Below are 26,847 nucleotides of genomic sequence, written 5' to 3'. Positions count from 1 at the left end.
TAATTTAGGTTGAAAAGGGGGTTTTTACATAATGAAAAAGATTACAATCTTATTATTGTCCTTGCTGTTGTTCGTGGCGCCATTTCAGGCGAATGCCTCGACAAGCCTAGTGACAACGGTGGACAGGGCCATAGTCCAGATGAAGAAGGCCTACCACCAGTACAGCGATGTGACGGCGACTGGAAAATTCGCGAACATCACTGATGTGTACAAGGAATACAACGCGGCTAAAGCGGCATACGCGAGTGCGAGGGCGGCTGTTGTAAAACGCGGCGGAACGCAAAAGGCGGCGCTGCTTTTAAAATTGGATACGAACTACAAAACGTATATTACCGAGCGGGTCATCCCGTATATTGACGCGTACAATTACACCGTCAAAAATGTCATGGCGAACACCGACGCGCTTCAAAAGAGCATTGATGCCCACGACCTTGATGGCGTCCAATCGTACTACCATGAAATTTCGTACCAGTTGAAGGCGAGGACCGTCATCATTTACCGCGTATACGGCCTGACAACGCGGAACCTATTCAAAGCGTACAAGCAAGAGGCGCAGGATCTCCGCGACAGCATGATTTATGATGTATCCGTTGCGATGAAGCTTGACCAGCTGGACAAGCTGCTTGACGGGGGGCTTGAGGACAAGGAACTCGCTGCCGCGAAAGATGCGGCTCGCCAGGTGAACGAGTACCTGCCAAAAGTCAGCGGCACCTTCAAGGCTAAGCTGACCGCGCAGGCCGACGTGACCATGCCGAAGTACGAGGAGGCGCGCCCGGCTGGAGTGACTGGTGTAGCAGCCGTCAATGGAACGGTAACCGTTACGTTAGATAAGCAAGTAACCGAAGTGCCTGAAGAGCTTGTTTTTATAAAAAATGGCCAGGCCATCGAGATTGCAGCGGATGCGATAACGGTGGATGGGAACAAGTTGGTTGTTGCGGTCCCAAAAGTGGAGCGTACGACTGCAAAGCAAGAAATCGTATATGGAGTAAAGATTGGCAGCGGTGAAGCTGTAAATGCCGATCCAATTGTGCTTGAACCGCTTATTGCACCGGAAGCTCCGGTTGTGACCGGGATTGACGGGGATGTTGTGAAGTCGGCTACCCCTGCGGTTAAAGCGGTGGAAGGCGTGGAGTACACGGCTGTACTTAAAAAAGACGGAGTAGAAGTGCCGGGTTATGAGCTCGGTTCGGAAATCCATGAAGATGGCAAGTATTTACTGGCTGTAACAGCTGAGCATGATAACTTAATAGCTACGGTTGAGGTGTCGTTTACGATTGATACAACGCCTCCAACGGTCACGTTCGATGTGGCGGATGAAACAGTTTACAACAGTTCGTATGTAGTTAGCGGGACTGCGGAGGCCGGCGCGGCTGTTACCGTGAACGGTGAGGCGGCATCGGTTGATTCTGAAGGCCGTTTTACGAAGGAAATTGCGTTGGCGGAGGGCGTGAACCGAATCGTTGTTGTTGCTTCGGACGCGGTTGGCAATACGACGGAAGAGCTTTCCAAGGCTGTGACGTATATTGTGAAGGTTTCATCGGTAGGGTTGCCTACGAGCGCGACTGTGAAAATCGGAGGGACAAAGCAGTTGAACGCAGTTGTCTCCCCGGCGAATGCCACGAACAAAAGTGTTTCGTGGTCAACTTCAGATCCTGGCGTGGCTGTTGTTGATGAGAATGGGTTTGTGACCGGGGTTGCGGAAGGAACGGCGACCATTACCGCAACAGCGGACGGCAAAAGCGCGAGTACAGTTGTAACGATAAGTGACAGGCCGCAGCTTGTGTTAAACAGCTATCCGTCGGTGCTCATCAACAATCTCATCCGGTCGCTATCCATTAATGTGTACAGCCGTGACGAACAGGCTGTCACTGTTGAAAAGGTCGAGGTATACGAAAAAGATAGGCTCTACACAACGTATACAGCGTCTGATTTGGAAAGCGCAGGAATCAGCGCAACCATTAACCCATACGCCAGCTGGGGCTTCAGCATTAACTACAAATACGGCATGTGGCTCGACAACAGCAAAACCCAAATCACAGTAAAAACACAAAACGGCAAAACCTTTGAGTTCGAAACACCGATTAAATCGTTTTAACACAAAAAATTAGGGTACGGCCCCGATCCAGGATAAAAATTGTCCTGGTGGAGCGCAAGCCCTCTAGGATAAAAAAGCAGATCGGAATTAACTCCGGTCTGCTTTTTTCTTTCGGATATAGCTTCAAGCTGGAAGGGAGAAATTATTAATCTATTAAAATGGTCCTAACACGTTTCATCAAGACCATTTCGTCGGGGGAACATCCTCAAAACGGTCCTGAGAGGAAGCAGTTACATCTTCAGCAATAACAAAGCCATTTCATTAGGTATTTCCGCCCACAAACTACCAACATTTACCGCCACATTATTGTCATATTGGGGAATTGTATGAAAGGTTTTCCACTGCTAAAATAGGCTTAACTAATGAGAAAATGTCACTCATTGTAATTTTTAGTCTTTTTTAAAAAGGAAACTACTACTATGAAACTATTTCGTATTCTTAAATCGGAACAAGGATTTTCGCTAATTGAAATATTGGCCGCGATGATGATCCTGTCGATTATCATAGTTTCTATGCTGCCGATGTTTGCCCATTCCGCCCGTTCCAATAGTTTTTCAAAAAATATGGTTGATGGAACGTATGTGGCAGAAGCGCAAATGGAGACTGTTTACAACGTGGTTTCGACTGTACCGTCGCTCGATAGCGCGGCGGCGTCACTGATAACTGCCACCTACGGGTTTGCACAAACAACGAAGGATTGCCCAACAGGCAGCAGGTGTTTTGAAAAAGTGGACAGCGGCCATTACGCTTTTGTCCAGCTTGCCAATTCAGGCACTGCAAATGAATTGGCCAAAGTGAAAGTCAAAGTATATAAAGATTCTACAAAAGCCGTTAAGGAAGCACAGATGGAAACGTTACTTTCGTGGAACCAATAGGGGGTTTCAACATGCTGAAAAATCAGAAAGGCTTGTCTTTGGCAGAGGTTTTAGCAGGCGTTGCGCTCCTCTCACTCATCCTGGTGCTTGGCAGCTCGATTTTTCTGTATGGGCAAAAACAGGCAATAAATCAATCGGCGCAAGTCCAAAACCAGGCAGATGTCCGCCTCGGCCTGAATATCATCACAAAAGAAATCAGGAAGGCTTCAAGTGTGACCGTCGCCAACAATATCCTGACTATCAATGAAACGGATATTTACAAACTGGAAAATGGAAATTTGATGAAAAACAGCACTCAGATTATTTCCGGCTTAAACGATTTTAAAATTCAAATGTCCGGCAATAAAGTTACCATTTCAATGTCCGCCAAAAACACTCCGAACAATCCGCAAACCACGTTATCTACGACAATTTTTATCCGAAAATAAGAAAGCCGTCTTTATTTTTAAAAAAAACTAACTGACAATTGCCTGGATTTCTTAGTTTTGTATACGAAATAGGAAAGCTTCCCAGAAATGAGTGAGACCATGAAACAGGCTAAGATGATTTTAAAAAATGAAAAAGGCATGGCAATGGTGATGGTGCTGCTCGTTTTGGTTGTCATTGTAATCATGGGGCTCAGCATGATGGCGATGGCGGCGAACAATATGAAGATGGGCACGGTTGAACGGAGCTATCAGTCCGCGTATTACATTGCAGAGGCAGGCGCGACGGCCAGCTTGAACGAGATGAGTGCGGCCATCAGAACGGTTTATAAAAACGAGTCGACACTTCAAAGTTTTTTCAATGGGGTCGATGCTGCGCTTGAACTGGGCGTTGAAAAGCCGTATCTCGATTTTGAGGACACATTCGGGGAGAAACCGGTCGCCAATGTGAAAATTGAAAAAGTAACAAGCGACACGATCATTTCGTATACGATTGACTATAAAATTACTTCAACGGGGACAATCAACAACCGGTCCAGGACTGTTTCGAGGATTGTCCATGTATCGTGGAAGCCGAAGAGCGTTGTAAGAAACATTTATGCGGACACAGTCATGTTCGGCACAGAGGGGTTAGACATTGCAAATACCCCCATTTCCGGGAGCATAGGCACCAATGCTACAAAGGTAAGCGGAAATGTAAAAATAACAGGTAATAATGTAAATATTAATGAAAGCCAAATAAAATATGATGCCAACACGCCTGTCATCCTTCCAGAATTCCCGGGCTTTCAAGTACCTTCCACTGCCAATGATTTTTCTGGTGATCTATTAAAAATGAACCGTGATATGGCGTTCAAAGTGTTAACTGTGGGCAGCGGTAAAACTTTGACCATCGATACAGGGGATTATAACCGGAATCTTGTAATTAGTAATCTGACATTAGCGCAAAATGGGAAAATAAAAATTATTGGAAAAGGAAAGCTTTCCATTTTTGCCAAAACGATTGTGATGAACCCCGGAACGATTATTAACGTGGATAAAGATTTGAATAAGCTTTATGTGTTTCTTGAGGGAGCTGGGGATACTTTAAACAATGGAACCATTTACGGTTCAATGTATGCAAAAAGTGCCGATATGAATGTAAACAACATCAATGGCGTGCAAGGGCATATTATTACAGGTGGGTCTAAGATTACGCTTAAAGGGGACCCGCTCACCTATCCCAGGATGTTTTATGCCCCAAATGCAATTGTTGATTTAGACGTTACGTTTTCCGGCTCGATTATTGCGAAAAAAGTAATTTCCAAGGGTGCCAATACAACTGGAAAATTCGAATTCGTTCAAATCAACTATGAGAATTCTCCTCTCTATGTCGATACCGGTGCGAATGGGACTCCCCTGCAGGACAGCATCGTCACCGATCCGCTCAGGGAAATTAACTAGCAGGTTGCTGTAAGGACATTGGGCAAATCAGACTTTGACTAGTGGGGAAAACAGTTTATGAAATCCTCACCACGCTATCTAAATAAAAATCCAAAGGCTGCTGAAGCATTCCGCTCGGCAGCCTTTTCCTGTTCTTCAATTGCCGAGCTTTTTGGTACTATTGGGTTTTATACATTGTTGAATTGGAAATTCCGAGTCTAAATCCAAACATTTTTAGTCCTTATAGCCAAAATATTCGTATTGACTACCTTACTTTGTTTGACTAATATATTGAAGTAATCAATAATTATACTCCATTAGTGAACGGGGGCATTTGTGAAATGTTTTTCAAAAAACAATATCAGAATATTGCAGAGCTTTCCAAGAGGATTTTCCAGAACCCCGAATTAGGCTACAAGGAGTTCAAGACGAGAGACACCGTCAAGGAATTTTTACAGAAAGTAAACCCAAACATTGAAATTGAAGAATTCAGTACAACCGGGCTGAAAACCACGCTTGGCAGCCAAACCGGCCTGAACATCGCAATCATTGCTGAACTGGACGCTGTATACGCGCCGAGCCATAAGTGGTCGGATCCGGAAACCGGCGCGGCCCACAATTGCGGTCACTACACCCAGGTCGGCATCGCGCTTGCTCTGTACAGCTATTTTTTCCAAACAGAGGCTTACAAAAACTTCGATTATAAGCTGACGTTCGTGTTTGTGCCTGCTGAAGAATACCTGGACCTGGCTTACCGCGCCCAGCTTTTGGCTGAAAACAAAATCAGCTATTACGGAGGCAAGCCAGAAGCGATGAAGCTTGGGGTTTTCGACGGGATCGACATCGGCATCTGCGTCCATGCGATGGGCGGGGAGTTCCCAGAGCGGACGATAGAGGTCAACTGCGACCTGGCAGGCTTTTTATACAAAAAATACACGTTCAAAGGGAAGGCGACCCACGCCGGGTTCGATCCTTTCTCTGCGAAAAATGCTTACAGCATGTCGACGCTCTTTAACGTGGCGCTCGGCCTAAGCCGCCAGCAGCTACGCGAAGACGAAATGGTGCGCATCAATCCGATTGTCATGGAGTCGGACATGTCGACCAATGTCATCCCGAACCAAATTACAGTTGGCAGTGACATCAGGACGCAATCGGTTGGCTATATGAAAGAGGTCGTCAAGCGGATGGATGACGCGGCCATCGGAAGCGCCCGTGCCCTGCAAGGGGAAGTGGAGATTGAAACGCAAATGGGCTACTTGCCTTTCGTCCAGGACCGCTACCTGAACGAGTTTGTGATCAGCGCTTTTGAAAAAAACGATGAAATCGCCGCTATTAAAAACAACAATCCAATCAGCGCGGCTGGCGATATCGGGGACCTTTCTTACATGTTCCCATGCATCCAGGTAGGGTACAGCGGATTTACAGGCACGATTCATGGGGATGATTTCATTGATATTGATCCGGAATACATATTTGAAGTATTCCCAAGGTTCATGGCGCAGGTACTTGAGGAAATGAACGGGAAAATTGACCGTTCCAAGCTGTACAAGCGTTCCTATGCGGACTATGAAAAACTGCTCGCGGGGATTTTGGAGTAGGATTAAATTTGGTACAGGGACAGACTTTGGGAAAAACTAACTTAAGTTTCTTTTAATACCTGCTTTGTCGTGAATGCCCAAGGGGAAGTGAACCGCCGTTTGGCTGGCCTTACTTGCTTTCCGTACGTTACCACGGAAAATTGCCCGCCGGGAAAACTCACTTTGCTGTCCAAACATCGGGCAACTTTGGACACGCAGCCCATTAAAACTCACTTTGCTGTCCAGACATCGTGTATCTTTGGACACACGCGCCACGAAAATTCACTTTGCTGTCCAGACATCGTGTATCTTTGGACACACGTCCCATGAAAATTCACTTTGCTGCCCATTCATTGGGCATCTTTGGACACACGTGCCGTGAAAATACACTTTACTGTCCAGACATCGAGGATCTTTGGACACGGATCCCTCGAAAATACACTTTACTGTCCAGACGTCGGGTATCTTTGGACACACGTCCCTTGAAAATCCACTTTACTGTCCAAACATCGGGGACAGGCCGGCGTCAGCCATTGAGCGCCTTCCGAAACACCATTTTTTCAAAAAAACTATCCACCACAGAGAGGCTGACTATGAAATCAAAATTACTTTATTTGCTTGTTTTTGTGCTACTTGTCATCACTGCCGCTGAATTTATCGGTTTCCAGGCGATTACGATTGGAAACTTTAAAGTCGGACTTTTGCCGCTTGTATTCGCCATCTTAATTACAATGATTTTGGGGATACCAGTGTTTCGGAAAGGAATTTTAAAAAATATTTACAGCCGTGAAAATGTATTGTTTTCTAGCAAGAATTTAATTTTCATCATGCTTCCGTTAATGGCGAGGTATGGGGCGGATGTAGCGCCGCATTTCCAGGAAATTGTTAAGCTGGGCTGGATATTTCTTTTCCAAGAGCTTGGGAACTTAGGAACGGTCCTTTTCGGCCTGCCAATTGCGATTTTCCTCGGGTTGAGGCGTGAAGCAATCGGCTCGACGCTTGGGCTTGGCCGTGAAGGGGAACTGGCCTACATTACGGAAAAATATACACTTGATTCACCTGAAGGGCGCGGGGTATTGTCGCTCTACATCATTGGTACACTATTTGGCGCGATTTTCTTCAGCATTCTGGCGCCAATCCTGCTTGACCTTGGCTTCCGTGTCGAGGCACTCGCGATTGCTTCTGGGATGGGATCCGCTAGCATGATGACAGCATCGTCCTCGAGCCTGGTGGCACGGATGCCAGACATGCAAAGCACCATATTGGCATACGCATCCGCAAGCCAACTTTTGACCAGCTTCCTTGGAACGTTCACAATGGTTTTCCTTGCCGTTCCGCTGCAGCGCTTTATGTACCGTCTATTTGTAAGGGGTGAAAAATAATGGCCGCTGGATTAAATAAATATGTGAAAATCGGACTGGTTTTATTGCTCAGCATTGGGCTGATTCTGTTCACCCAGCAAATAAAGCTAATTAAAAACCCCGAATCAACACAGATTTCGATCATGACCATATACGGATTAATCGTTTTGTGGATGTTTTCCTTCATTGGCATCCTGATTTCCGATTTGATGAAAAAAACTAAAGTAAAAGTAATTCAAGACTTTCCGGTCCTCGGATGGGTCGCGATCACGTCGCTAATCTTCTGCTCCATCTCGGACTGGTTTATCAAGGCAATCGGCGCGGTCGACTTCCTATCGATTACAACACCAATCCTGGCCTTTGCGGGAATCTCCGTTGTCGACCAACTCGTGGACCTAAGGAAAACGTCGTGGAAAGTCGGCATCGTCGCCGTCTTCGTCTTCCTCGGCACCTACATCGGCAGCGCATTGCTGGCCCAATTCGGACTCTTCGTGTCTGGGAAGTAAAGAAGGATATTTTTCAAAACCCGTAAGTAAATTACTTGCGGGTTTTTACTTTCCGAAGGATGTTGATTTTTATAAAGGCTTTGTTTGTTTCTTGTTAAATAAAATTGAAAGCGCTATAGTAATAATATACAGAATATTGTATATTGCATATTATTAAGGTTGTGATGAAATGTCGCGTATTTGGGAAAGCCTTTATTCTAAAAATGGTTTGGCAGCCAGGTATATAGCAAAAGAGTTATTGGATTTGGAGGAAGGGCAGCGGATACCACGGGTCAGTGATTTTACTGAAAAGCTGGAATTGGGAAGAGGGACAGTCCAGGGAGCTATAAAAGTTCTGGAGGATTTACACGCCATTCAATTGGAATCCCGCGGCCATTTGGGGACTTTTTTGCGAAAAAGAGATGTCAATTTGCTTTATGAAATTGCTGGGATTGGGCCAATCGTTGGGGTAATGCCGCTACCATATTCAAGAAGGTACGAAGGGCTGGCTACCGGATTGATTGAGGAGCTGCAAAGTCTAAATATTAAAGTCGGCCTTGCGTACATGCGGGGGGCAATCCCACGGATTGAAGCTTTAAAATCGCGCCGATATGATTTTTCAATTATGTCCTTATTGGCGGCTGAAGAAGCAGTGGAAAGATTTGAAGGCCTTGAAATCGTAAGAGATTTTGGAGAGGAATCTTATGTTACATCCCATAAAATCTTTTTTTCTAATGAGCAGTTCGATTCTATCAAGGACGGAATGAGAGTGGGAATTGATTACTCATCTGTCGATCAGGCGGAAATCACATTGCGTGAATGCAAAGGGAAACACGTAGAATTTATTGAAGCTGGTTATATGCAGCTTTTCTCCATGCTAAAAGAAGGCACGATTGATGCCGCTGTTTGGAATGCGGATGAGGAAAATACCTTTCGAACGTTTCCTTCCTCCGATTTTACATCCAAAGAAGCCAACGAACTGGCAGCCAAGGCAACGACAGCTGTGGTAATTGTTGAATCTATGCGGAATGAAATAAAGGAACGAATCCAGTCGATTAACGTTAAGAATGTCATGCGTACTCAGCGCCTAGTTATTGAGGGGAAAAAATATCCGCATTACTAAGCGGAATGTTTTCCTTTAAAACAAATATACTAAATACAGTATTTTGGAGGTTTGTATGGATATCCAAAGCCTTGAAGAAAGACTTTCTATTTTACTAGATTCGGGAGTTATCACCGAAAAATCTGCGAGCATTTGCCTTGATGCATTTAAGCAACTGCTAAGGCTTTTTGGAGCAGAAAAGATTGAGGGTTCGGAAATGTTATTTACCCATTTGCCGACCGCAATTTCAAGAATTGAAAGGGGTGAAGAGATCGACGGGCCAATGCCTGAATTAATGGAAGAGGTAAGGCAATCGGAATGGTTTGATGAGGCGATGCAAGAAATCAGGTATATCGAAACAATTCATGGAAAACCCTTGCCACCGGAAGAAATTGATTATTTATTGCTTCACTATACGACTGTTTTTTCGCAAAACCAAAATAGGAGGGTGACGGAATGAAGATTGTAATTGGCGGCCAAGTGGATAAAAAGGAGATTGAAAGTTTAGTAAAAAGCTTTGATAGCAGCATTACGACAATGGTTAAATCGGATCTCGAAGCTGCAATGGCAGTCAAAACCGGCCAGGCTGATTATTATCTTGGCGCCTGCCACACTGGTGGCGGCGGCGCATTGGCCATGGCGATTGCACTTCTTGGAAAACCAAATTGTGAAACGGTCTCAATGCCAGGCAGAAAGCCTGTAGAGGCGAATGTGGTTCAAGCAGTTAATGAAGGAAAGGTAGCATTTGGCTTTACGGCTGACCATAAAGAGCAGGCAGTTCCAATGATTCTAGCAGCAATAAAAACGAAGGCCTAAACCTACATTTATTAGGAGGAAAATACGATGGAAATGACGTTGATTGTCTTAATCGGTGCTGTTGCTGCTGTTTTGGCGAATATGAATATCGCGGTTTTCAATGATGGGCTCCGACCGATTGTTTCCGAGCATACAGAAGGTCGGCTGACCAGACGGGACCTTGCATTCACAGCATTCGCCATGAGTTTCGGCCTCGTAATCGGTTTTGGGATACCGTTCACACTTACGGCCAGTATTATTCTGATCCACAGTATCCTGCTTGGGACTGACATTATCGGGTTGATGACCCCGAAGAACAAGTGGGGTACACCTGTGGCAGCGATTATTGGCGGTGCTTATGGCGCCGGCTTGCTCGTAGGGCTTGAGGGGTTCGTAAAGCTCTTTGAAAAACTTCCTTTAAATTTTCTTCCGGCTATGGGCCAGGTTGGCGCGCCGGTCGTCGTTACGTTTATGGCATTCCCCGCACTGGCAGTCGCTTTTCAGTTCAGTGTAAAAAAAGGCCTCATAACCTTCATCGTTTCCGCACTTGTACGCCAATTGGCTGTTTTTGTAAATGAAAACAAATTTTTGACCTTTTCTGAAACAACAGTCACGTTGAACCAGGAAGGTATGGCACTTATTACAGGTATGATCTTCCTTCTTGTTTTTGCAATGAAAGAAAAGAAAGAGGAAGGCACTTCAATCGATCTGGCAGCCATATTCAGTGACAAGGTAGCCAAGATTAGAAAAAATGTTGTTTTCTTCATGATTATCGGTGGCTTAATTGCCGCCGCTACGAACTTGGCGATCATGGCTGGGGATCCAATATCTCTTAATCTACTTGCTGATGGCAAAGAGACTGACGCGGGTATTGCGGCTGCTGCGCGTGCCCTTGGGTTCATTCCGCTTATAGCGAGTACCGCGATTGCAACGGGGGTATACAGCCCGGTTGGCTTTACACTCATATTTGTTGTCGGTTTATTCTCACCGAATGTTTGGGTTGCTTTATTAGCAGGTGTAATTGTTATTTTCCTTGAAGTCATGCTTTTGGCTACTATTGCAAGGTTTTTGGATAAATATCCAGGCATCCGTAACTCTGGAGAAAACATCCGTAGCGCCATGACAAAATTGCTTGAGGTTGCCCTTTTGATCGGCGGCGCCAATGCAGCGAATGCGATTGCCCCTGGATTTGGCTTCTTTTTCATCGCTGGCACGTACTTGTTGAATGAGGCTGCCGGCCGGCCGATTGTGCGTATGGCGGTAGGCCCGGTTGGTGCAATTCTAGTTGGAATCATTGCAAACATTCTTGTAGCGATGGGGATTATGGCAATTCCACCACAACCATAGGAATGAGGGTTTGAGATGATACAAACAGTTCTAGGCAAAATCAAGCCGGAGGAATTCGGCGTTTGCGCTGTCCACGAACATTTGTCGATCGACCTTTCCAGGATTAAGAAAGACCCCGATACGATCCTTGATGATGAAGAGGGCATGCTTGCGGAATTGGAGGACTTTTACCGTCAGGGCGGCCGTTCAATGGTGGAAGTGACGAATGATGGTATGGGACGGGATGTAAAAAGATTAAAAAGGCTCAGTGAGAAATCCGGCGTGCATATTGTAACCTGTACAGGATTTTATAAAGATCCGTTTATTCCAGACTATGCCTCCGGGTGGAATTCTGAAGAATTTGCAAGGCATTTTATCCGCGAGGCAAAAGAAGGAATTGATGGGACCGGTATTCTTCCAGGCGTGATCGGCGAGGTTGGTACTAGCAAGGATGAGATGAAGCCTATCGAAAAAGAGCTGTTGATTGGAGCGGCCATCGCTGGGAAGGAAACCGGGCTTCCAGTTACAACTCATACCACACTCGGGACATTGGGATTCGAACAAGTCGAATTATTAACTTCCCACGGACTGCCAGTCGAACAAATCATTATTGGCCATCAGGACCTTAATCCGAATAAGGATGAGGTTCTGGCTGTCCTTGAGACAGGGGTCTTCATTGATTTTGACACGATTGGCAAAAACAACTACCGCCCAGATGAAGAGCGGATTGACTTTTTGCTGGATTTCATTGAGCGCGGATTTGAAAAACAAATTTTATTATCAGCGGATTTAACGAGGAAATCACATTGGAAAAAGCATGGCGGCCCTGGATATGGACTTGTTCTCGAGAACTTTGTGCCGCGACTCAAAGCTGCGGGAGTATCAGAGGAGATTATTCATCTATTCCTGGTTTTAAATCCATCAAGAGCTTTTACGATAAAGTGACTCTTCGATCAGTGGAGGTTTTTATCTTCTCCCACTGATGGTTAGCCGCGCGGAGCCTGATTGGTTCATAGAGGCCACTGAAGGGCATAGCGGCAAGTTTCACTGTAATTCACCAATCGGACCTTTAGGCGCAGTTGCCCCCCACCAATCTAATTGGTTCCTCTCAATTTTATTGTGGGGGTCTTACTGCCCATTAAGAGTGGGATAAAGGAGTGAGACAGGATGCCAGGATATGATCCGGCGAAACTAAACTATTCGGAATCTGTTTTGCCAAGCTTGTCAATTGAGGAAGCAAAAGAACTGCAGTTCAGGCTTGTCCATATGATGAGCAGGCATTTTGAAGGAAAGCAGTTTTTATCAATGGGGGATTTGGGAGTTTCACCGAAATGGAAACGCCCTGAACAGACATACCTGGTCGAACGGGCTATCGCTGATTTTTTTGAAGCGGAGGAGTGTGCACTCGTAAGGGGTGCTGGAACAGGAGCGATTCGAACTGTCTTAAGTACGCTTCTTTCCGCGGGAGAAAAAATGATCATCCATAGTGCCCCGGTTTACATGACGACGAAGGAAACAATCCGAATTCTTGGTTTGAAAACGGAAAGTGTGGATTTTAACAATCTTGAGGATGTACAAAATGCTGTCAACACGATCAGTGACGCGAAGGTTTTTTATATTCAGCATGCGCGGCAGCAGCCTACTGACACTTATAGCCTGAAGGAAGTAATTTCCGCAGTGAAAAGTATTCGCCCTGATCTGCCAATTGTGGTGGATGATAACTATTGTGCTTTTAAGACCCAAGGTATTGGCGTGGAGTATGGAGCGGATTACTCTACCTTTTCTGGTTTTAAAGTTTTAGGACCCGAAGGCATCGGCATCATTGTAGGGAAAAAGGATGCAATCGATCTTGTCCATGAACGGAATTACTCAGGCGGCGGCCAGGTTCAAGGATACGAAGCGATGGAGCTGCTTAGGATGATGACCTTCGCCCCGGTATCACTTGCCATTCAGAACGAACAGGTGGAAGAACTTTGCCGGCGGTTAAATGAAGGGGAAGTGCCGGGTATCGGTTCGGCCTACATGACAAACGCCCAATCCAAAAACGTCATTGTTGAATTGGCCCATCCGATCGCTAAAAAAGTCATTGAAATCAGTGATTTAAAAGGAGCTGCGACCCATCCAGTCGGGGCGGAGTCAAAATACGAGATTATCCCAATGATTTACCGTGTGTCAGGAAGCTTTATTGAAGCCCAGCCTCGCCTTAAGGACTATGGGCTCAGAATCAATCCGATGAAAGCAGGGGCATCAACGATTATTTCAATTTTGCAAGAAGCGATACCGGAAGCAATGGAAACATGAGATTCGCATCGTTAGAGAATCCCAGTAAAAAGGGGGGAGCTTCGTGTTTTTAGATGTTACGAAAAGAAGGAATCCAGGGCTAATCCGTGCCGGCGCCGCGCTGCACCAAATGGGGAAGATTCCCCCAAATACGTATGTGATTGATTTGGATAGTTTACAGAAAAATGTCAGGCTGCTTTCCAAAGCGGCTAAAGAGCACAATTTCCAGCTTTATTTTATGAGCAAGCAGCTGGGCAGGCTACCCGAGGTTGCCAAACTCATCTATGAGAATGGCATTCAAAAAGCTGTCGCGGTTGAATTCGATGAAGGGAAAACATTGTTTGAAGCGGGAATTCCGATTGGAAATATCGGGCACCTTGTCCAGCCCGGCAAAAACCAATGGGATGAAGTGCTGTCGTGGAAACCCGAGGTAGTAACCGTTTTTTCAAACGAAAGAGCAGAGCAGGTTTCAAATGCGGCAATAAAGCTTGGCCAAGTCCAGGATGTCTTGCTTAAAGTGTACGGGGAATCTGATCTTATTTATCCGGGCCAGGAAGGTGGATTTTGCATAAACGATTTGAACGACTCCCTTGCCCTTTTAAAAAGCTTCCCTGGAATCAGGATAGCCGGAATCACTACTTTTCCAAATTTCCAGCTGTCGGGGTTCCGTGACAGCATGGTTCCGACTCCCAACTTTTATACATTGCTGAAGGCGAAGGGCATTCTTGAGCAGAACGGCATTAAAGTCCAACAGGTTAATGGCCCAAGCGCGACAAGTGTTGAAACGATTCCCTTCCTGGCGGAAAACGGAGTCACCCACGGTGAACCCGGACACGCACTAACGGGGACAACTCCATTGCATGCATATAAGGATTTGCCGGAAAAGCCAGCCATTGTCTATGTCACCGAGGTTTCCCATAGTGATTCAGACTTCAATTATGTAATTGGCGGTGGGTATTATGGCCGTTCAAATTTATCCGGCTGCTTGGTGGGCGATTCCGAGGAGACCATTTTGGATCAATTTGTCCCCGCTTATGAAGGGAGTCCCGAAGCCATCGATTATTACGGACGAATCGGAAAAAGTGCTGCCTTTACGATAAAAACCGGAGACACAGCGGTGTTCGCCTTCCGGACTCAAGTTTTTGTCACAAGGGCCCATATCGCATTGGTTAAAGGCATTCAATCCGGAAATCCTGAGCTGGTGCATTTTGAAAGGAAGTGGTGACAATGGCAAAAATGATATTGCTTGTCATTGACAGCTTCGGGATTGGCGCCATGGAGGATTGCGGAGAATATAATCAATCGGATTGCCACGCAAACACCTTTAAGCACATCCGCAAAGCTGTGCCTTCCTTGCATATTCCTATCTTATATAGACTGGGGCTCGGTGCGCTTGCAGACGGAAAAGAGCCTCCTTTCAATGCTTATGGGAAATCGAAATTAGCCCACCACGGCGCAGATACTTATCTTGGGCACCAGGAGATAGCGGGCAGCTGCCCGAAAAAATCAACGAAAAGATTGATGAAGGATATTCACCAGGAATTGGCCGCGGCACTTAAAGATGAGGGCTATGAAATCACCTATCCATGGCCAGACCGCCCAGTTTTCCTCGTTAACGGCGGGTGTGTTGTCGGCGACAACTTAGAGTCTTCTTTAGGGAATATTATCAATCTTTGTGCAGATTTTAACATAATGCCTTTCGAAGAATTAAAAAAGGTTGGCAAAATAGTTCGCGGCCACGTTGACACCAGCAGGGTAATCGCATATGGCGGCCCTTATACGTCGATTGAGCGGATAGTATCTGTCGTGAAGGAGAAGAATCCCGGGCAGTGGGGAGTCGACAGCCCCAAAGCGGGCGTTTATGGGAAGGGCTACGAAGTTTATCATATGGGATACGGAGTCAATATCGAGGGGCAGTTCCCGATGATTGCAGCGGAACATGGATTAAAGGTTTACCGCATTGGCAAAACAGCTGATGTCCTGCACGGGAAAGGGCCAGCCTTCCCGCTCGTCGATACAGATCAAATTCTCCAGGTTTTGAAGGAAACATACGAACAGGAAGAAGAGGACGCGGCCTACCTCGTCAATATACAGGAAACCGATCTTGCGGGACATTCCGAGGATCCGGTTTGGTACGCGGAAATATTAAATAAAACGGACCTGTGGCTGAAAAGCTTTCTTCCCTCCATGAATGAAGAAGATATCATCATTATCATGGCTGATCATGGAAATGACCCTACGATTGGCCATTCAAACCACACTCGGGAATATGTTCCGATTATGATTACAGGAAAAAAGGTTCGGCAAGCCCATATTGGAACCCGCGAAACAATGGCCGATATCGGGGCAACAATAAGTGACTTCTTCGGCTTGCCCAAAACCGAGCAGGGGGAAAGTTTTTTGGGGACGATCCTGTATTGAAACCGGTATCTGATGCTAAAAAACTCACTTGCAAATCAAGAAGGAAGCAGGAAAAACCTGCTTCCTTCTATTATTTTATTCAACGTCACTCTCCGCCATAGCTGATCAAATTCGTAAAGATTCGATACCCGCCTGGCACCTGGCCCTGGATTTGCCGGTAAAAGACCAAATTCGTATAAAGGTATGTGCCTTTGCCATAGTTGGCCATTAGGATGCCGCCGTCAAATGGCGCTTCTCCTGGGTCGGCCATGCTGACAAAGGTCTGATACTCGGGCGCCCACGCCATCGGGTAGTAGAGCCCCCGTTCCTGGACCCAGCCGGACCAGTCGCTTTCCGTGATTTTGTTCGGATAGTTGAACAGTGGTGAATCAGGCTGCAGTACGGTTACTTTGGCGTTCTCGTCAGTAACCCTCCATTTGATGGACGGGCTGCCGATTGTTAATGCATAAGGAGCAGTCGTGTCCTTGTCCCAGCCATCGCCCGGCTTGTGGTACTGGACGACCAAGTGCCCGCCATTTGCGACGTATTCTTTCAGGCGTTCATTGTTCGCCTTCAAATCAGGGCGTGACAGGTAGGCGCGGATGCCGGTGACGATCGTATCGTACTGGCTTAAATCCGCCGAAGCCAAATCTGCTTCCGTCAGTTTTGTGATGTTCAAGCCAGCATTCGCGAGGTAATCGGCGACCATGTCAAAGCCGCTGTCAATATAGCCGACTTTCAAATCAGGGTTAACGAGCAGTTCGAACGCAACGCCGTTCACTTTCGCTGGATACTCGTAATAGAATGTCCCGATATGGCTGTAGTTAATTTCCTGGATGGTCGAGCCGACTTTTTTCCCGTTAACTTCGGCCGCCGCGTTAATTTCGAAATTTCCTTCTTTAACGTCAGCCGGAGGAACGAGTTTGAAGGTAACTTCTTTTTCTTCAAGCTTTTTGGAAAAATTGACATCAGCCACAGCCGGCGATACATTCCATCCTGCCGGGACATTCAGCGCAACCTTCGCACTTGTTGCTCCTCCATGATAATTCTTCACCTTTACGGCAACCGGGATTTCATCCTGAACGTTCGCGGTGTTCACGACGATATCCTCCGGCGACAGTGAGAGCGCCACATCCGGCAGGACAGCCACTGTTCCTTCAAGCTCTTTTACCTGGACGGTTTTCGCGCCAGCGGATTCAAAGCTGACAGCCGCGCGGATGGCCGGTTCGTTATACGCATGGTAGTAATCGGCGTCCTTAGGCACAGAGACTTTAAACGTTAGTTTTGCTGCTTCTCCTGCAGCGAGGCTGTCCGCCGAACCATTCCCGGATACGTTCCAGCCATCTGGAACGAGCAATTCAGCCTTGGCGTTTTTCAGATCCTGTCCGCCGTTGTTTTTAAGATCGACAGTAACTGTCGTCGTTTGGCCCTGTGTCAGGATGTTGTCGGCAGCCTTTGCGAAAGCGGTAAGGCCGGAAGCCTCGAAGCTCGCTTCCTGAAGCTGCTCCTCCTTAAGGGAAAGCTTGTGGAGGAGGTCATTTTTCAAGGTTTCCTCAAGCTTGGCACTCTTTGTTTTTTCAAAAAGCCTCCTGACATCCTTTAAAGCTTTCTGGCTCGCAGTAAATACACTGTCCCTGTTCGGGTACGCGCCAATGATTGAATCAAGTTCTTCCTGAAGCTTTGTGAATTGAACCTTCAGGTCAGTGGCGTTTTTCGGTAAAACTTGCGCCCATTCACTAAAGTCATATGGAATCCCCGCGAACAGGCTATTTTCTCCTTCTGTGTCAACGGCGGATTTCACAAGCTGAAGATGTGTTTGCCTTGGGGCAACCGGGATGTCATTCCCCATTCCTTGGCTTTTGTGCATGTAGCGGGACTGCTCGCCAAGCTGAGGATAGGACATTCCATAAATCGGGTCGAACATACCGATCTCGATTGACGTAGTCGCAGCGTCCTTTGAGACTGGGAGGTAAAGCTTTTTTACCTGCCAGACAGACAAGCCTTCCTTTAATTGTTCAGGATACACCGAAGGGTCCGCGGCATCCTTAAAGGCTTTTTCGCTTAAAATGGTTATCGCGCGGTGATGGCCGTGCTGGGTATCGACATCCAGGAAGGATGGCATGACGATGTCTGGCTGATATGTCCGGATGAAGCGGATCAGCCGTTCGTACGTTACATCTTCTCCCCATTTTTCCAATGTTTCATCGGGGCTTTTTGAAAAGCCGAAATCATAAATATCGTCAGAGGTTGTTTCGCTGAGGTGATAGGCCTTAACGCCTGTTATTTTCGCGGCCTCAATCATTTCCCTTGAACGGATGATGCCTAGTGCGTTGCCCAATTCGGAGCCAATTTCATTTTGGCCGCCCTCACCGCGGTTGGCGATTAGGCTGGCGGTTTTAACACCGAGCCCCCTTGACAAATAGGCGAGGAAATCGCTCCGTTCATCGTCGGGGTGGGCACCTGTATTCAGGAATGTAACCGTCGTTTCAAGCGGTTTGACAACATTCCAGAGGCTGGCGTCCGGCCCGGCCGCTTTGGTGGCGCCGCCCGAGAACGGGAGGAGCGTGATGACAAGCAGCAGTGAAACAAACACGTTCAATACTTTTCTCATGCTTTGTAACCCCTTTCAGTTTTATGTATGACAAGCTTTTATTAAGGAGTTTTCCCTCCTAATAGCCAGTTTCGTTAGTTAAATTTCATAACTAACCAGGCGCGGCCTGTCCCTTAAGGAATAGCACACCGAGAAAATAATGTAAATATTTCGATATTGGGAAAATTACAATTAGTTATTAAGCCCTATTGTGGAAATGTTAATTAAATTCTGAATATAAATTCTTGTAAACGGTTTCATTTTAAGTTATAGTTTGGTTAATTAGTAGAATTTACTAACCAACCTATAAGGCCGTGATGGAATGACCACAACGAAAATGACAGTTAAACAGAAAAACAAAATGAAAGTTTTGGGCTGCATCCGCGAGCACTCTCCTATTTCCAGGGCTGAGATTGCCGTTAAAGCCCGAATCAGCAAGCCGACAGTTTCGGTTTTGGTGGACGAACTGATTAAGGAAAAACTTGTTTTTGAAAAAGGGATTGGCGAGTCGTCCTCGCAAGGTGGAAGAAGGCCAATCCAGCTTTATTTTAACGAAAAGGCGTATTTTATCGTCGGGACCGACATTGGCGGGACAAAGGTGAAGACCATCATATCCGACCTCGGAGGCAATATTGTCGCGGCGAGCAGCTTTAAGACCGGGCAGTATTTGAATTCCGGCCTGCTTAGGCAGATTGCGAAAGAAATCGACGCTCTTATCCAGAAAAACAGCATCGACCCTGGCAAGATCCTTGGCATGGGCGCAGGCGTCCCGGGAATTACCGAGACGGACAGGGGCATCGTCACCGAAGCGCCAAGCCTGAACTGGATACGTTATCCGTTCATCGCGGAAGCAAAGCAAATCTTTCCGTTTCCGGTTTATGTCGACAATGATGTGAACATCGCCGCGCTGGGGGAACAATGGCTCGGCAATGCGAAAAATAAGCGGAATGTTTTATTTATCGCGGTCGGGACGGGGATTGGCAGCGGAATCATTATCCAAAACAAGCTTTACCGAGGGTCATCGTATGCCGCCGGAGAGCTTTGCTACATGGTTACTGATATGAATGAAATGAATGGCCACTTCACGCCTGTTTTCCATAGGTATGGCTATCTGGAAAGCGTGGCGGGAGGGAAGGCCATTGGCGCGCGATTCACGAAGGCGGTGCTTGGGCAGCCGGATCATTCTCTGTATGAAGAGGCGAAGGCTACCGAGTTGCCTGGCGAAATGGCGTTTAAGCTAGCGAAATCCGGGGACAAAACGGCATTGGCCGTCCTTGAGGAAGTGATTGGGCACCTCGCGTATGGGATTATCAATGCCGCAAGCCTATTGAATCCGGAAGTGATTATTTTGGGAGGTGGTGTGTTTAAGTCTGCTGACATGCTTTTGCCGAAATTGAAGGAAATCGTCAATCAGTATCTTCCTAGTCCGCCAGAATTAAAGGTTTCCCAACTTGGTGATAATGCAGGCGCCCTTGGAGCTGTCTCATTGTTTTTACGGGAACACGAAACAATTTTCAAAATTTGAGTTAAGGGGGAATTTTTATGAAGAAAAAGAAGAAGGTTTCCGCACTAATGGCACTGACGATGTCAGCCTCATTGCTGCTTGCGGCGTGCGGAGGGAATGACGAAGGCTCTAGTTCAAAGAAATCAGCTGGCGACGCAGGGGATAAAAAGGAAAAGCTTGAGGAAAAGATTGTCGTTTACTCGCCGCATGGCAAGGACATTTTGTCAAAATTCGAGCAGCAATTCGAAAGCAAATACAATGTGGATGTTGAGTGGCTGGACATGGGCTCACAGGAAATCCTTGACAGGGTCCGCTCCGAAAAGAACAATCCCCAAGCTGATGTATGGTGGGGGGCTCCTTCGGTGAACTTCGACCAGGCGAAGGATGAAGGGTTGCTTGAGCCTTATGAGCCATCGTATTCAGGCAGCCTTGCCGAAGGTTTCCATGACCCGGACTGGCACTGGTCCGGAACGAGCCAGACTCCGGAAGTCATCATGTACAATACCAAGCATCTGACGAAGGAAGAGGCACCGAAGGATTGGGATGAGCTGCTTGATCCTAAATGGAAGGACAAGATCATCATCCGTTATCCGCTCGCATCCGGGACGATGAGGACGATTTTCTCGTCAATGATTTACCGCGATTTCAAGGATTCAGGCGATCCGAATGCTGGCTATGAGTGGCTGAAGAAGCTTGATGCGAATACGAAGGAATACGCCGCAAACCCTGAAATGATGTACAACAAGGTTGCGAAGGGCGAGGGAATCCTTTCTGTCTGGGCGATGCCGGACGTTGTCATGCTGAAGGAAAACAAAAACTATCCGTTTGAATTCATTATTCCGGAGAGCGGGACGCCGGTTTTGACAGAGGGAATTGCTATCGTAAAAGGCGCGCCGCATCCGAAAGCCGCTGAAGCGTTCTATGAGTTTGTTAACACGCCTGAAGCCGCGAAGCTATTGGCTGAAGAGTTTTACCGAATCCCAACAAGGGATGATGTAAAGGATTTGCCGGAATGGATCACCAATTCGGAAATCAAAGCAATGGACATCGACTGGAAAGTGTTCCAGAAGGAAAGCGATGGCTGGATGAAATATTGGGATGAAAACATCAAGAGCGGAGAGAAACAAATTAAAGAATAGGAAGTGTACTCGGTATGGCGTCAATTAAAATTGAGAATGTCCAAAAAACCTTCGGAAAAGTGGTCGCGGTCGATCATTTGAATCTTGAAATTAAAGATGGCGAGTTTTTCACCTTTCTCGGCCCAAGCGGCTGCGGCAAGACAACTACGCTCCGCATGATCGCCGGCTTCTATTATCCGACAAAAGGTGTCGTGCGGTTTGGCGATAAGGATATGACGCGAGTACCTCCTGAAAAAAGAAATACGGGCATGGTTTTCCAAAACTATGCCCTTTTTCCCCACATGACGGTTTTTGAAAATGTTGCCTATGGCTTAAGGGTAAGGAAGGTAGGCTCGGCTTCATTAAAGACCCGTGTCCAGGATGTTCTTCGCAAAGTCAGGCTCGATCAGTATTCGGATCGCCAGGTTAGCCAGTTGAGCGGAGGCCAGCAGCAGCGTGTCGCACTTGCCCGGGCCCTTGTCATCGAGCCGGAAATTCTGCTTCTTGATGAACCGCTCAGTAATCTTGACGCAAAGCTGCGCGACGAGATGCGGAGCGAGATTTTAAGGCTGCAAAAGGAATACAAAATTACGACAATTTACGTTACGCATGACCAGGCGGAAGCTTTGTCGATGAGTGACCGGATTGCCGTATTTAATTTCGGAGTGTGCCATCAGGTCGGAACGCCGTCCGAAATTTACAATGAACCGGTGAATGATTTTGTTGCCGGCTTCATCGGCGAAATCAATCTCTTGCCGGTGGAAATCGATAAAATTGAAAGCGACCAAGTGACCGTATCAGCCCTAACCGGCGTGGATACAAAGAAACTTGTTGTACATAATCACCCGTTTAACTTTAACCCGGAAAACAAGGGAGCGCTGGCGCTTTCAATCCGGCCGGAGTCGATCAAGCTGCACAGCGAGGCTGCGGGCAGGCAGAATGAATTTCGGGGCAAGGTGGAAAATGTCGAGTTTTTCGGCTCGCTCGTCAATGTCACCGTTACGATTGGCGGCGCGCTTTTCCAGGCGAACATGCTGAATAACGTAAAAACAAATCTCCAGCCCGGTGCGGAAGTTTGGGCAGAGCTCCCAGCGGACCAAATTAGGATCATTCCAGTCGTAAGTGGTGAACCGGCATGATCAAAAACCGAGATACGAGATTTACCGTCCTGCTGCTCATTCCGGTCCTACTCGTTTTGATTTCGTATGTGCTTTATCCGTCAATCCGGACGATCATCGAAAGCCTCGATAAAGGTGGGAGCTTAAGCTTCGGTAACTACCAGGACTTCTTTATCCAGGAGTCGCGGACAAATCTGCAGGCGCTTTGGAATTCGGTTTATATTTCCGTTTTAAGCGTCCTGCTTAGCGCGCTGATCGGGATTCCGCTCGCGTTTATTTTTAATCGCTACGATTTCCCTGGCCGCGGCTTTTTCGCATCGGCTGCCATCATGCCGATTGTGCTGCCTTCGCTCGTAGGGGTCATGGCGTTCATGTTTTTATATGGCGAATCGGGACTGATTCCGAATGCAATTAAGGATTTGTTCGGGCTTGAAAAAGTTCCTTTTAAAATCGGCGGGGTTTCAGGAATCCTGATTGTCCATGCCTATACGATGTATGTTTATTTCTATATGACAGTTTCGTCGGCGATTAATAAAATCGACCCTTCGCTCGAGGAGGCCGCGTATAATCTTGGGGCAAGCAGGTATAAGGTGTTCTGGCAAGTTACGTTCCCGCTGTTGACGCCGGCGATTGTTGCCGCGTCGCTGCTTGTTTTCATGATTTCAATGGCATCCTTCAGCGCGCCGTTTCTACTCGCAGGCGGATACCGCGTCCTGAGCCTGCAGATTTATTTTTCAAAAATAAACGGCGACATGGAAATCGCGGCGACGCAGTCTGTCATCCTGTCCGTCGTGTCAATCGCGTTCCTTCTGTTCATGCGCTGGTACCAGAACCGGAAAGACTACCGGATGGCCTCCAAGGGAATCGGTGCGCACCGGAGCGAAGTAAAGAATCCGGTCCTGAAGTGGGTACTCGTTGTGATTGGCGTCATTGGCGTCATCATCCTGCTTTTGCCGCATTTCACCATCCTGCTACTGTCACTCGTGCCGGACGGAACTTGGACGTGGCAGACATACCCATCCGTCTTCAATTTTGAAAACTACAGGCTGCTGTTCCAGGATCCGAATATCTTTAAGCCTTTGAAAAATAGCTTGATTTTGTCGTTCATCGCGACGGCTGGGAATTTGGTGTTCGGGGTGCTGACGTCGTATGTGCTTGTAAAGCGGAAATTCGTCGGGAAAAATTTTGTCGATATCCTCGTGATGATTCCGTGGGCATTGCCTGCGACCGTTATCGGGATGAACCTGATATTCGCGTTTAACGAGCCAACGATTTTCACTTTCGGGAATATTCTGGTCGGGACGTTCTGGATCTTGCCGCTCGCCTACTTCATCCGTCATATCCCGCTTGTGGTCCGGTCGACAAACGCCGTACTCGAGCAGCTGGACGACTCGATCGAAGAGGCGTCAAGAAGCCTTGGCGCAAAGTGGTTCTATACATTCAGGAAGGTGATTCTTCCCATCATCATGCCAGGGGTGCTGGCCGGGACATTGCTGGCGTTCGTTGAATCCGTCGGTGAATTTCCAACATCGGTCCTGCTTTACACGATTTCGAACAGGCCAATCTCAATTGAAATCATGAACCAGCTCCGCATGTTCAACATGGGCCAGGCCGCCGCCTACGGCATGATCCAAATAGGCCTCATCGCCCTTGTCCTCTTTATATCCAACAAATTTTTCGGAGTCAAAGCCGAAAACTCCCTGTCCTAATCAGAGGGGTGGGGGTTGGATAGCTAGAGTTGAATTGGCGCCACACAGATGAGCGTAATTCTGCTTCAAGAGCAAAATGTTTTCATAAATGGAGATGAAATTGTGAGTAAATTTGAAGGTTTTATCAGGGAAGAAGGTGCTGCTTTTCCAGGAAAGACGTATGTGGAGAAGCTGCTGATGCCTGTGTTTAACGACCAGAGGGATTATCTTTTCGATGTTATGTTCGATATTCACCGCGCTCATGTAATTATGCTTGCGGAGCAGGGAATCGTACCGGAATCCGAAGCCAAAATCATGCTCGATGGGATAAACAAAGTTGGCGAATCGGACAGGACGCAGCTCGCCTACCAGCCGGATTTCGAAGACCTGTTTTTCATGATGGAAGCAAGAATCGGCGAGGAAATAGGCAATGAACTGGCCGGGAAAATCCACATTGGCCGGAGCCGTAATGACATGGGAATCGCTATGTACCGCCTTGTCCTAAGGGAGCATTTGCTTAACCTGCTTGGAAGCGCGTACCGGCTGAGCGAAGCGCTCCTAGAGCAGGCCGAACAAAACATCGATACGTACATGACAGGCTACACTCATACTCAGCCTGCGCAGCCTACTACGCTTGGACACTATTTCCTAGCTATTTATGATGTTTTGCAGAGGGACATTAAACGGCTTTGGTCAGCCTATGAGACCGTAAACCAATCTTCTCTCGGAGCGGCCGCGCTGACAACTACCGGATTCCCGATCAGCCGTGACAGGACCCGTGAGCTGCTTGGCTTTGATAAACTTATCGAAAACTCGTACGACAGCATCGGAGGGGCGGACTACCTGCTCGAAACATCCACCGCCTTGATGACATGCATGATCAATACCGGGCGCTGGATCCAGGATTTCCTTCTGCACGTAACAAGGGAATTCGCCACGTTCTATGTCGCCGATCCATATGTACAATGCAGCAGCATCATGCCGCAAAAACGCAATCCGGTATCAATCGAGCATTCAAGGTCGATCGCGAGCAGCGCATATGGGGAGGCGCTCGCCGCCGTCACGATGATCCACAATACCCCGTTTGGCGACATCGTCGATACGGAGGACGACCTCCAGCCGCATCTATACCGGGCATTCAATAACGCCAACCGAGTCATGGCGCTTATGTATGCTGTTATCGCAACCCTCAAAGTCAACAAGGAACACGCCTTGGAAATGGCTCGCAAATCGAGCATCACCATCACCGAACTCGCCGACACACTGGCCAGGGAATACGGCATCTCGTTCAGAAAAGCCCATTCCATCGCAAGCTTTATCTCAAAAGAAACGACCAGGCAGGCAAAAGAACTGTACGAATGGGATATTGATCAAATTAATGGCGTCATCGCCAGGTTCGTCGACGTCAAACTGACAGAGGCGGAATGGCTAAAAATCATTTCCCCGGAATACTTTGTCCAAATCCGCAGCATCCAGGGCGGCCCAAGCCCGAAGGAAGTCGAGCGAATGATTGCCGAACGCAAAACCTCCCTTTCTGTGAAAATTGGACAATATGAACAAACAGTCCAAACATTAAAGGAAAAACGTGAACAGCTCCTCGCCTACACGTTATAAGAATGAAGAAAGGGACGGACGACTGAACTGACCCTTTTGGGAAAAATGGTCGACACACTCAATCATTCCTTCCGAATTGAAACAAAATGCACAGAGCCCTAGCAGAGAGACCCATGCACCGAACCGCATGGGTCTCTTCTTTTCCAAAAAAAACCTGCTAAACACTAGGCAACCCTCCTATGAATCATATAAAGTGGAAGTAAAAGGTGCTATGCAACCAAGTTGGAAAAATGTCTGCTTTGGATGATTCTATTTGATAATAAAAGGGGTTTGGGAGATGGAGTATAGGATTGAGACGATAGATTTTGAGATTAGGGTTGTTGGGAATGGGAAATCAGTGAAGACTAGCAGGGCGTTTAAAACGATTCCCGGGCTTTGGAGCGCTGCGAAAAAAGATGGGTTTATGCAGGAATTGATAGATATGTCTTGGGAAAACCCGCAATGCACGCTGGAAGGCCTGCTCGGGATTTGTGGGGAGGAAACTGCAAGTAGGGCTGACGAATTTACTTATTTCATGGGTGTGCGTTATAGCGGCGAAATCCCGGATGATATGAAGTCGTTGGTGATTCCGCCAGGCACATGGGCCGTTTTCCCGAATATACCGGACGCCTGGAAACGCCTATACTCGGAGTGGCTACCGGCATCGGAATATGAGCTCGCCACCGCGCCCTGCATCGAATGCTATTACGGCCCAAAACGCAAACCGAAGCATGAACTTTGGGTACCGGTTTTGCCAAAGGGGTAAAACAAAAGGGGGGAAGGGAATGCCAGAAAAAAATCAAACAAATAATCATTCAATAATATCTCTAACAGTCGGCATCTTATCGTTATTTATTCCTTTCATTGGTTTAATTTTAGGGGTTATTGGAATAGTTTTTTCGAGAACAGCTGTAAAACAGATGAATAAAACAAATGAAAATGGGAGAAAGCTGGCAACCGCTGGTTTAATTAGTAGTATTGTAGGAATTATTCTTCAACTTTTAATGATTATTGGGTATGTTGCCTATTCCTCCGTATCAGTTTCATAATCAACGTTTATAAATTACCTGGTGAGCACATTTTAAGTGCTCTT

At 47.1% G+C, this 26,847-nt stretch carries 22 protein-coding genes and 1 pseudogene; 22 read left to right on the top strand and 1 reads right to left on the bottom strand.

Annotation, left to right across the window (positions count from 1 at the left end; all coding sequences use genetic code 11):
- Nucleotides 1-31: 31 nt before the first annotated feature.
- The 15 genes from RB160_RS04805 (at nucleotide 32) to RB160_RS04735 (ending at nucleotide 16,164) form a co-directional block, all read left to right on the top strand.
- A complete protein-coding gene (locus tag RB160_RS04805) occupies nucleotides 32-2,095 on the top strand; it encodes an Ig-like domain-containing protein (RefSeq protein WP_316569097.1) in 2,064 nt (687 codons plus the stop codon).
- 419 nt (nucleotides 2,096-2,514) lie between these two features.
- Complete coding sequence (locus RB160_RS04800; protein ID WP_316569096.1) at nucleotides 2,515-2,970, top strand: type IV pilus modification PilV family protein; 456 nt, start codon at nucleotides 2,515-2,517, stop codon at nucleotides 2,968-2,970.
- An 11-nt stretch (nucleotides 2,971-2,981) separates the two neighbouring features.
- Nucleotides 2,982-3,398, top strand: coding sequence for a PulJ/GspJ family protein (locus tag RB160_RS04795; RefSeq protein ID WP_316569095.1), 417 nt, complete (start codon nucleotides 2,982-2,984; stop codon nucleotides 3,396-3,398).
- An 87-nt stretch (nucleotides 3,399-3,485) separates the two neighbouring features.
- Complete coding sequence (locus tag RB160_RS04790; RefSeq protein WP_316569094.1) at nucleotides 3,486-4,838, top strand: PilX N-terminal domain-containing pilus assembly protein; 1,353 nt, start codon at nucleotides 3,486-3,488, stop codon at nucleotides 4,836-4,838.
- Nucleotides 4,839-5,158: 320 nt separating this feature from the next.
- Nucleotides 5,159-6,415 (top strand): M20/M25/M40 family metallo-hydrolase, encoded by a 1,257-nt coding sequence (locus RB160_RS04785; RefSeq protein WP_316569093.1) that lies wholly within the window; start codon nucleotides 5,159-5,161, stop codon nucleotides 6,413-6,415.
- Between the two features lie 572 nt (nucleotides 6,416-6,987).
- On the top strand, nucleotides 6,988-7,776 hold the full coding sequence (locus RB160_RS04780) for a DUF3100 domain-containing protein (protein ID WP_316569092.1): 789 nt from the start codon (nucleotides 6,988-6,990) through the stop codon (nucleotides 7,774-7,776).
- A complete protein-coding gene (locus tag RB160_RS04775; RefSeq protein ID WP_316569091.1) occupies nucleotides 7,776-8,261 on the top strand; it encodes a hypothetical protein in 486 nt (161 codons plus the stop codon). The genes RB160_RS04780 and RB160_RS04775 overlap by 1 nt, the downstream gene beginning before the upstream one ends.
- A 169-nt stretch (nucleotides 8,262-8,430) precedes the next feature.
- The gene (gene yhfZ, locus RB160_RS04770; protein WP_316569090.1) at nucleotides 8,431-9,363 is read left to right on the top strand and encodes a GntR family transcriptional regulator YhfZ; all 933 of its coding nucleotides are present in this window, start codon (nucleotides 8,431-8,433) and stop codon (nucleotides 9,361-9,363) included.
- A 55-nt stretch (nucleotides 9,364-9,418) separates the two neighbouring features.
- Nucleotides 9,419-9,802: a PRD domain-containing protein gene (locus RB160_RS04765; RefSeq protein ID WP_316569089.1), complete on the top strand. Its 384-nt coding sequence runs from the start codon at nucleotides 9,419-9,421 to the stop codon at nucleotides 9,800-9,802.
- Nucleotides 9,799-10,158 carry a DUF2620 domain-containing protein gene (locus RB160_RS04760; protein WP_316569088.1) on the top strand — a complete coding sequence of 120 codons (360 nt, stop codon included), beginning with the start codon at nucleotides 9,799-9,801 and terminating at the stop codon, nucleotides 10,156-10,158. Before RB160_RS04765 ends, RB160_RS04760 begins: the two co-directional genes overlap by 4 nt.
- 27 nt (nucleotides 10,159-10,185) lie before the next feature.
- The gene (locus RB160_RS04755; protein WP_316569087.1) at nucleotides 10,186-11,484 is read left to right on the top strand and encodes a YhfT family protein; all 1,299 of its coding nucleotides are present in this window, start codon (nucleotides 10,186-10,188) and stop codon (nucleotides 11,482-11,484) included.
- Between the two features lie 15 nt (nucleotides 11,485-11,499).
- Complete coding sequence (locus tag RB160_RS04750; RefSeq protein ID WP_316569086.1) at nucleotides 11,500-12,408, top strand: phosphotriesterase family protein; 909 nt, start codon at nucleotides 11,500-11,502, stop codon at nucleotides 12,406-12,408.
- Nucleotides 12,409-12,630: 222 nt separating this feature from the next.
- A complete protein-coding gene (locus RB160_RS04745) occupies nucleotides 12,631-13,764 on the top strand; it encodes an aminotransferase class V-fold PLP-dependent enzyme (RefSeq protein WP_316569085.1) in 1,134 nt (377 codons plus the stop codon).
- 43 nt (nucleotides 13,765-13,807) lie between these two features.
- Nucleotides 13,808-14,968: a YhfX family PLP-dependent enzyme gene (locus tag RB160_RS04740; protein WP_316569084.1), complete on the top strand. Its 1,161-nt coding sequence runs from the start codon at nucleotides 13,808-13,810 to the stop codon at nucleotides 14,966-14,968.
- Nucleotides 14,969-14,970: 2 nt separating this feature from the next.
- Entirely contained in the window at nucleotides 14,971-16,164 is a 1,194-nt protein-coding gene (locus RB160_RS04735; RefSeq protein WP_316569083.1) for a phosphopentomutase, read from the top strand.
- Between the two features lie 85 nt (nucleotides 16,165-16,249).
- On the opposite strand, the gene RB160_RS04730 is transcribed toward RB160_RS04735, so the two are convergent.
- Nucleotides 16,250-18,754 carry an NEW3 domain-containing protein gene (locus RB160_RS04730; RefSeq protein ID WP_316569082.1) on the bottom strand — a complete coding sequence of 835 codons (2,505 nt, stop codon included), beginning with the start codon at nucleotides 18,752-18,754 and terminating at the stop codon, nucleotides 16,250-16,252.
- Between the two features lie 301 nt (nucleotides 18,755-19,055).
- Between RB160_RS04730 and RB160_RS04725 the strand changes: the two genes are divergently transcribed.
- From RB160_RS04725 to RB160_RS04695, 7 genes and pseudogenes are all read left to right on the top strand, one after another.
- The gene (locus tag RB160_RS04725) at nucleotides 19,056-20,258 is read left to right on the top strand and encodes an ROK family transcriptional regulator (protein ID WP_316569081.1); all 1,203 of its coding nucleotides are present in this window, start codon (nucleotides 19,056-19,058) and stop codon (nucleotides 20,256-20,258) included.
- Nucleotides 20,259-20,275: 17 nt separating this feature from the next.
- Complete coding sequence (locus RB160_RS04720; protein ID WP_316569080.1) at nucleotides 20,276-21,376, top strand: extracellular solute-binding protein; 1,101 nt, start codon at nucleotides 20,276-20,278, stop codon at nucleotides 21,374-21,376.
- A gap of 14 nt (nucleotides 21,377-21,390) precedes the next feature.
- Entirely contained in the window at nucleotides 21,391-22,494 is a 1,104-nt protein-coding gene (locus RB160_RS04715) for an ABC transporter ATP-binding protein (protein WP_316569079.1), read from the top strand.
- Nucleotides 22,491-24,182 (top strand): ABC transporter permease, encoded by a 1,692-nt coding sequence (locus RB160_RS04710; RefSeq protein ID WP_316569078.1) that lies wholly within the window; start codon nucleotides 22,491-22,493, stop codon nucleotides 24,180-24,182. Before RB160_RS04715 ends, RB160_RS04710 begins: the two co-directional genes overlap by 4 nt.
- A 102-nt stretch (nucleotides 24,183-24,284) precedes the next feature.
- Nucleotides 24,285-25,775: an argininosuccinate lyase gene (gene argH / locus RB160_RS04705; RefSeq protein WP_316569077.1), complete on the top strand. Its 1,491-nt coding sequence runs from the start codon at nucleotides 24,285-24,287 to the stop codon at nucleotides 25,773-25,775.
- Nucleotides 25,776-26,022: 247 nt separating this feature from the next.
- Nucleotides 26,023-26,520, top strand: a pseudogene (locus RB160_RS04700) (GyrI-like domain-containing protein); the annotation flags it as partial.
- Between the two features lie 19 nt (nucleotides 26,521-26,539).
- The gene (locus RB160_RS04695; RefSeq protein ID WP_316569076.1) at nucleotides 26,540-26,803 is read left to right on the top strand and encodes a DUF4190 domain-containing protein; all 264 of its coding nucleotides are present in this window, start codon (nucleotides 26,540-26,542) and stop codon (nucleotides 26,801-26,803) included.
- Nucleotides 26,804-26,847 lie beyond the last annotated feature (44 nt).

Origin of the sequence: Neobacillus sp. YIM B06451 (assembly GCF_032667185.1) — a bacterium.
In the GTDB taxonomy this organism is placed as follows: Bacteria; Bacillota; Bacilli; order Bacillales; family Cytobacillaceae; genus Bacillus_D.
The sequence above is the reverse complement of the archived record's forward strand: the minus strand, read 5'-3'. Positions and strand labels throughout refer to the sequence as shown.

Excerpts from the sequence above, each read along its gene's own strand:
- RB160_RS04755 (WP_316569087.1), top strand. The coding sequence starts at position 10,186 with ATGGAAATGACGTTGATTGTCTTAATCGGTGCTGTTGCTGCTGTTTTG.
- RB160_RS04725 (WP_316569081.1), top strand. The coding sequence starts at position 19,056 with ATGACCACAACGAAAATGACAGTTAAACAGAAAAACAAAATGAAAGTT.
- RB160_RS04730 (WP_316569082.1), bottom strand. The coding sequence starts at position 18,754 with ATGAGAAAAGTATTGAACGTGTTTGTTTCACTGCTGCTTGTCATCACG.
- RB160_RS04765 (WP_316569089.1), top strand. The coding sequence starts at position 9,419 with ATGGATATCCAAAGCCTTGAAGAAAGACTTTCTATTTTACTAGATTCG.
- RB160_RS04720 (WP_316569080.1), top strand. The coding sequence starts at position 20,276 with ATGAAGAAAAAGAAGAAGGTTTCCGCACTAATGGCACTGACGATGTCA.
- RB160_RS04710 (WP_316569078.1), top strand. The coding sequence starts at position 22,491 with ATGATCAAAAACCGAGATACGAGATTTACCGTCCTGCTGCTCATTCCG.
- RB160_RS04785 (WP_316569093.1), top strand. The coding sequence starts at position 5,159 with ATGTTTTTCAAAAAACAATATCAGAATATTGCAGAGCTTTCCAAGAGG.
- RB160_RS04780 (WP_316569092.1), top strand. The coding sequence starts at position 6,988 with ATGAAATCAAAATTACTTTATTTGCTTGTTTTTGTGCTACTTGTCATC.
- RB160_RS04795 (WP_316569095.1), top strand. The coding sequence starts at position 2,982 with ATGCTGAAAAATCAGAAAGGCTTGTCTTTGGCAGAGGTTTTAGCAGGC.
- RB160_RS04790 (WP_316569094.1), top strand. The coding sequence starts at position 3,486 with ATGAGTGAGACCATGAAACAGGCTAAGATGATTTTAAAAAATGAAAAA.
- RB160_RS04775 (WP_316569091.1), top strand. The coding sequence starts at position 7,776 with ATGGCCGCTGGATTAAATAAATATGTGAAAATCGGACTGGTTTTATTG.
- RB160_RS04745 (WP_316569085.1), top strand. The coding sequence starts at position 12,631 with ATGCCAGGATATGATCCGGCGAAACTAAACTATTCGGAATCTGTTTTG.
- RB160_RS04715 (WP_316569079.1), top strand. The coding sequence starts at position 21,391 with ATGGCGTCAATTAAAATTGAGAATGTCCAAAAAACCTTCGGAAAAGTG.
- RB160_RS04760 (WP_316569088.1), top strand. The coding sequence starts at position 9,799 with ATGAAGATTGTAATTGGCGGCCAAGTGGATAAAAAGGAGATTGAAAGT.
- RB160_RS04750 (WP_316569086.1), top strand. The coding sequence starts at position 11,500 with ATGATACAAACAGTTCTAGGCAAAATCAAGCCGGAGGAATTCGGCGTT.
- RB160_RS04800 (WP_316569096.1), top strand. The coding sequence starts at position 2,515 with ATGAAACTATTTCGTATTCTTAAATCGGAACAAGGATTTTCGCTAATT.
- RB160_RS04695 (WP_316569076.1), top strand. The coding sequence starts at position 26,540 with ATGCCAGAAAAAAATCAAACAAATAATCATTCAATAATATCTCTAACA.
- RB160_RS04735 (WP_316569083.1), top strand. The coding sequence starts at position 14,971 with ATGGCAAAAATGATATTGCTTGTCATTGACAGCTTCGGGATTGGCGCC.
- yhfZ (WP_316569090.1), top strand. The coding sequence starts at position 8,431 with ATGTCGCGTATTTGGGAAAGCCTTTATTCTAAAAATGGTTTGGCAGCC.
- RB160_RS04805 (WP_316569097.1), top strand. The coding sequence starts at position 32 with ATGAAAAAGATTACAATCTTATTATTGTCCTTGCTGTTGTTCGTGGCG.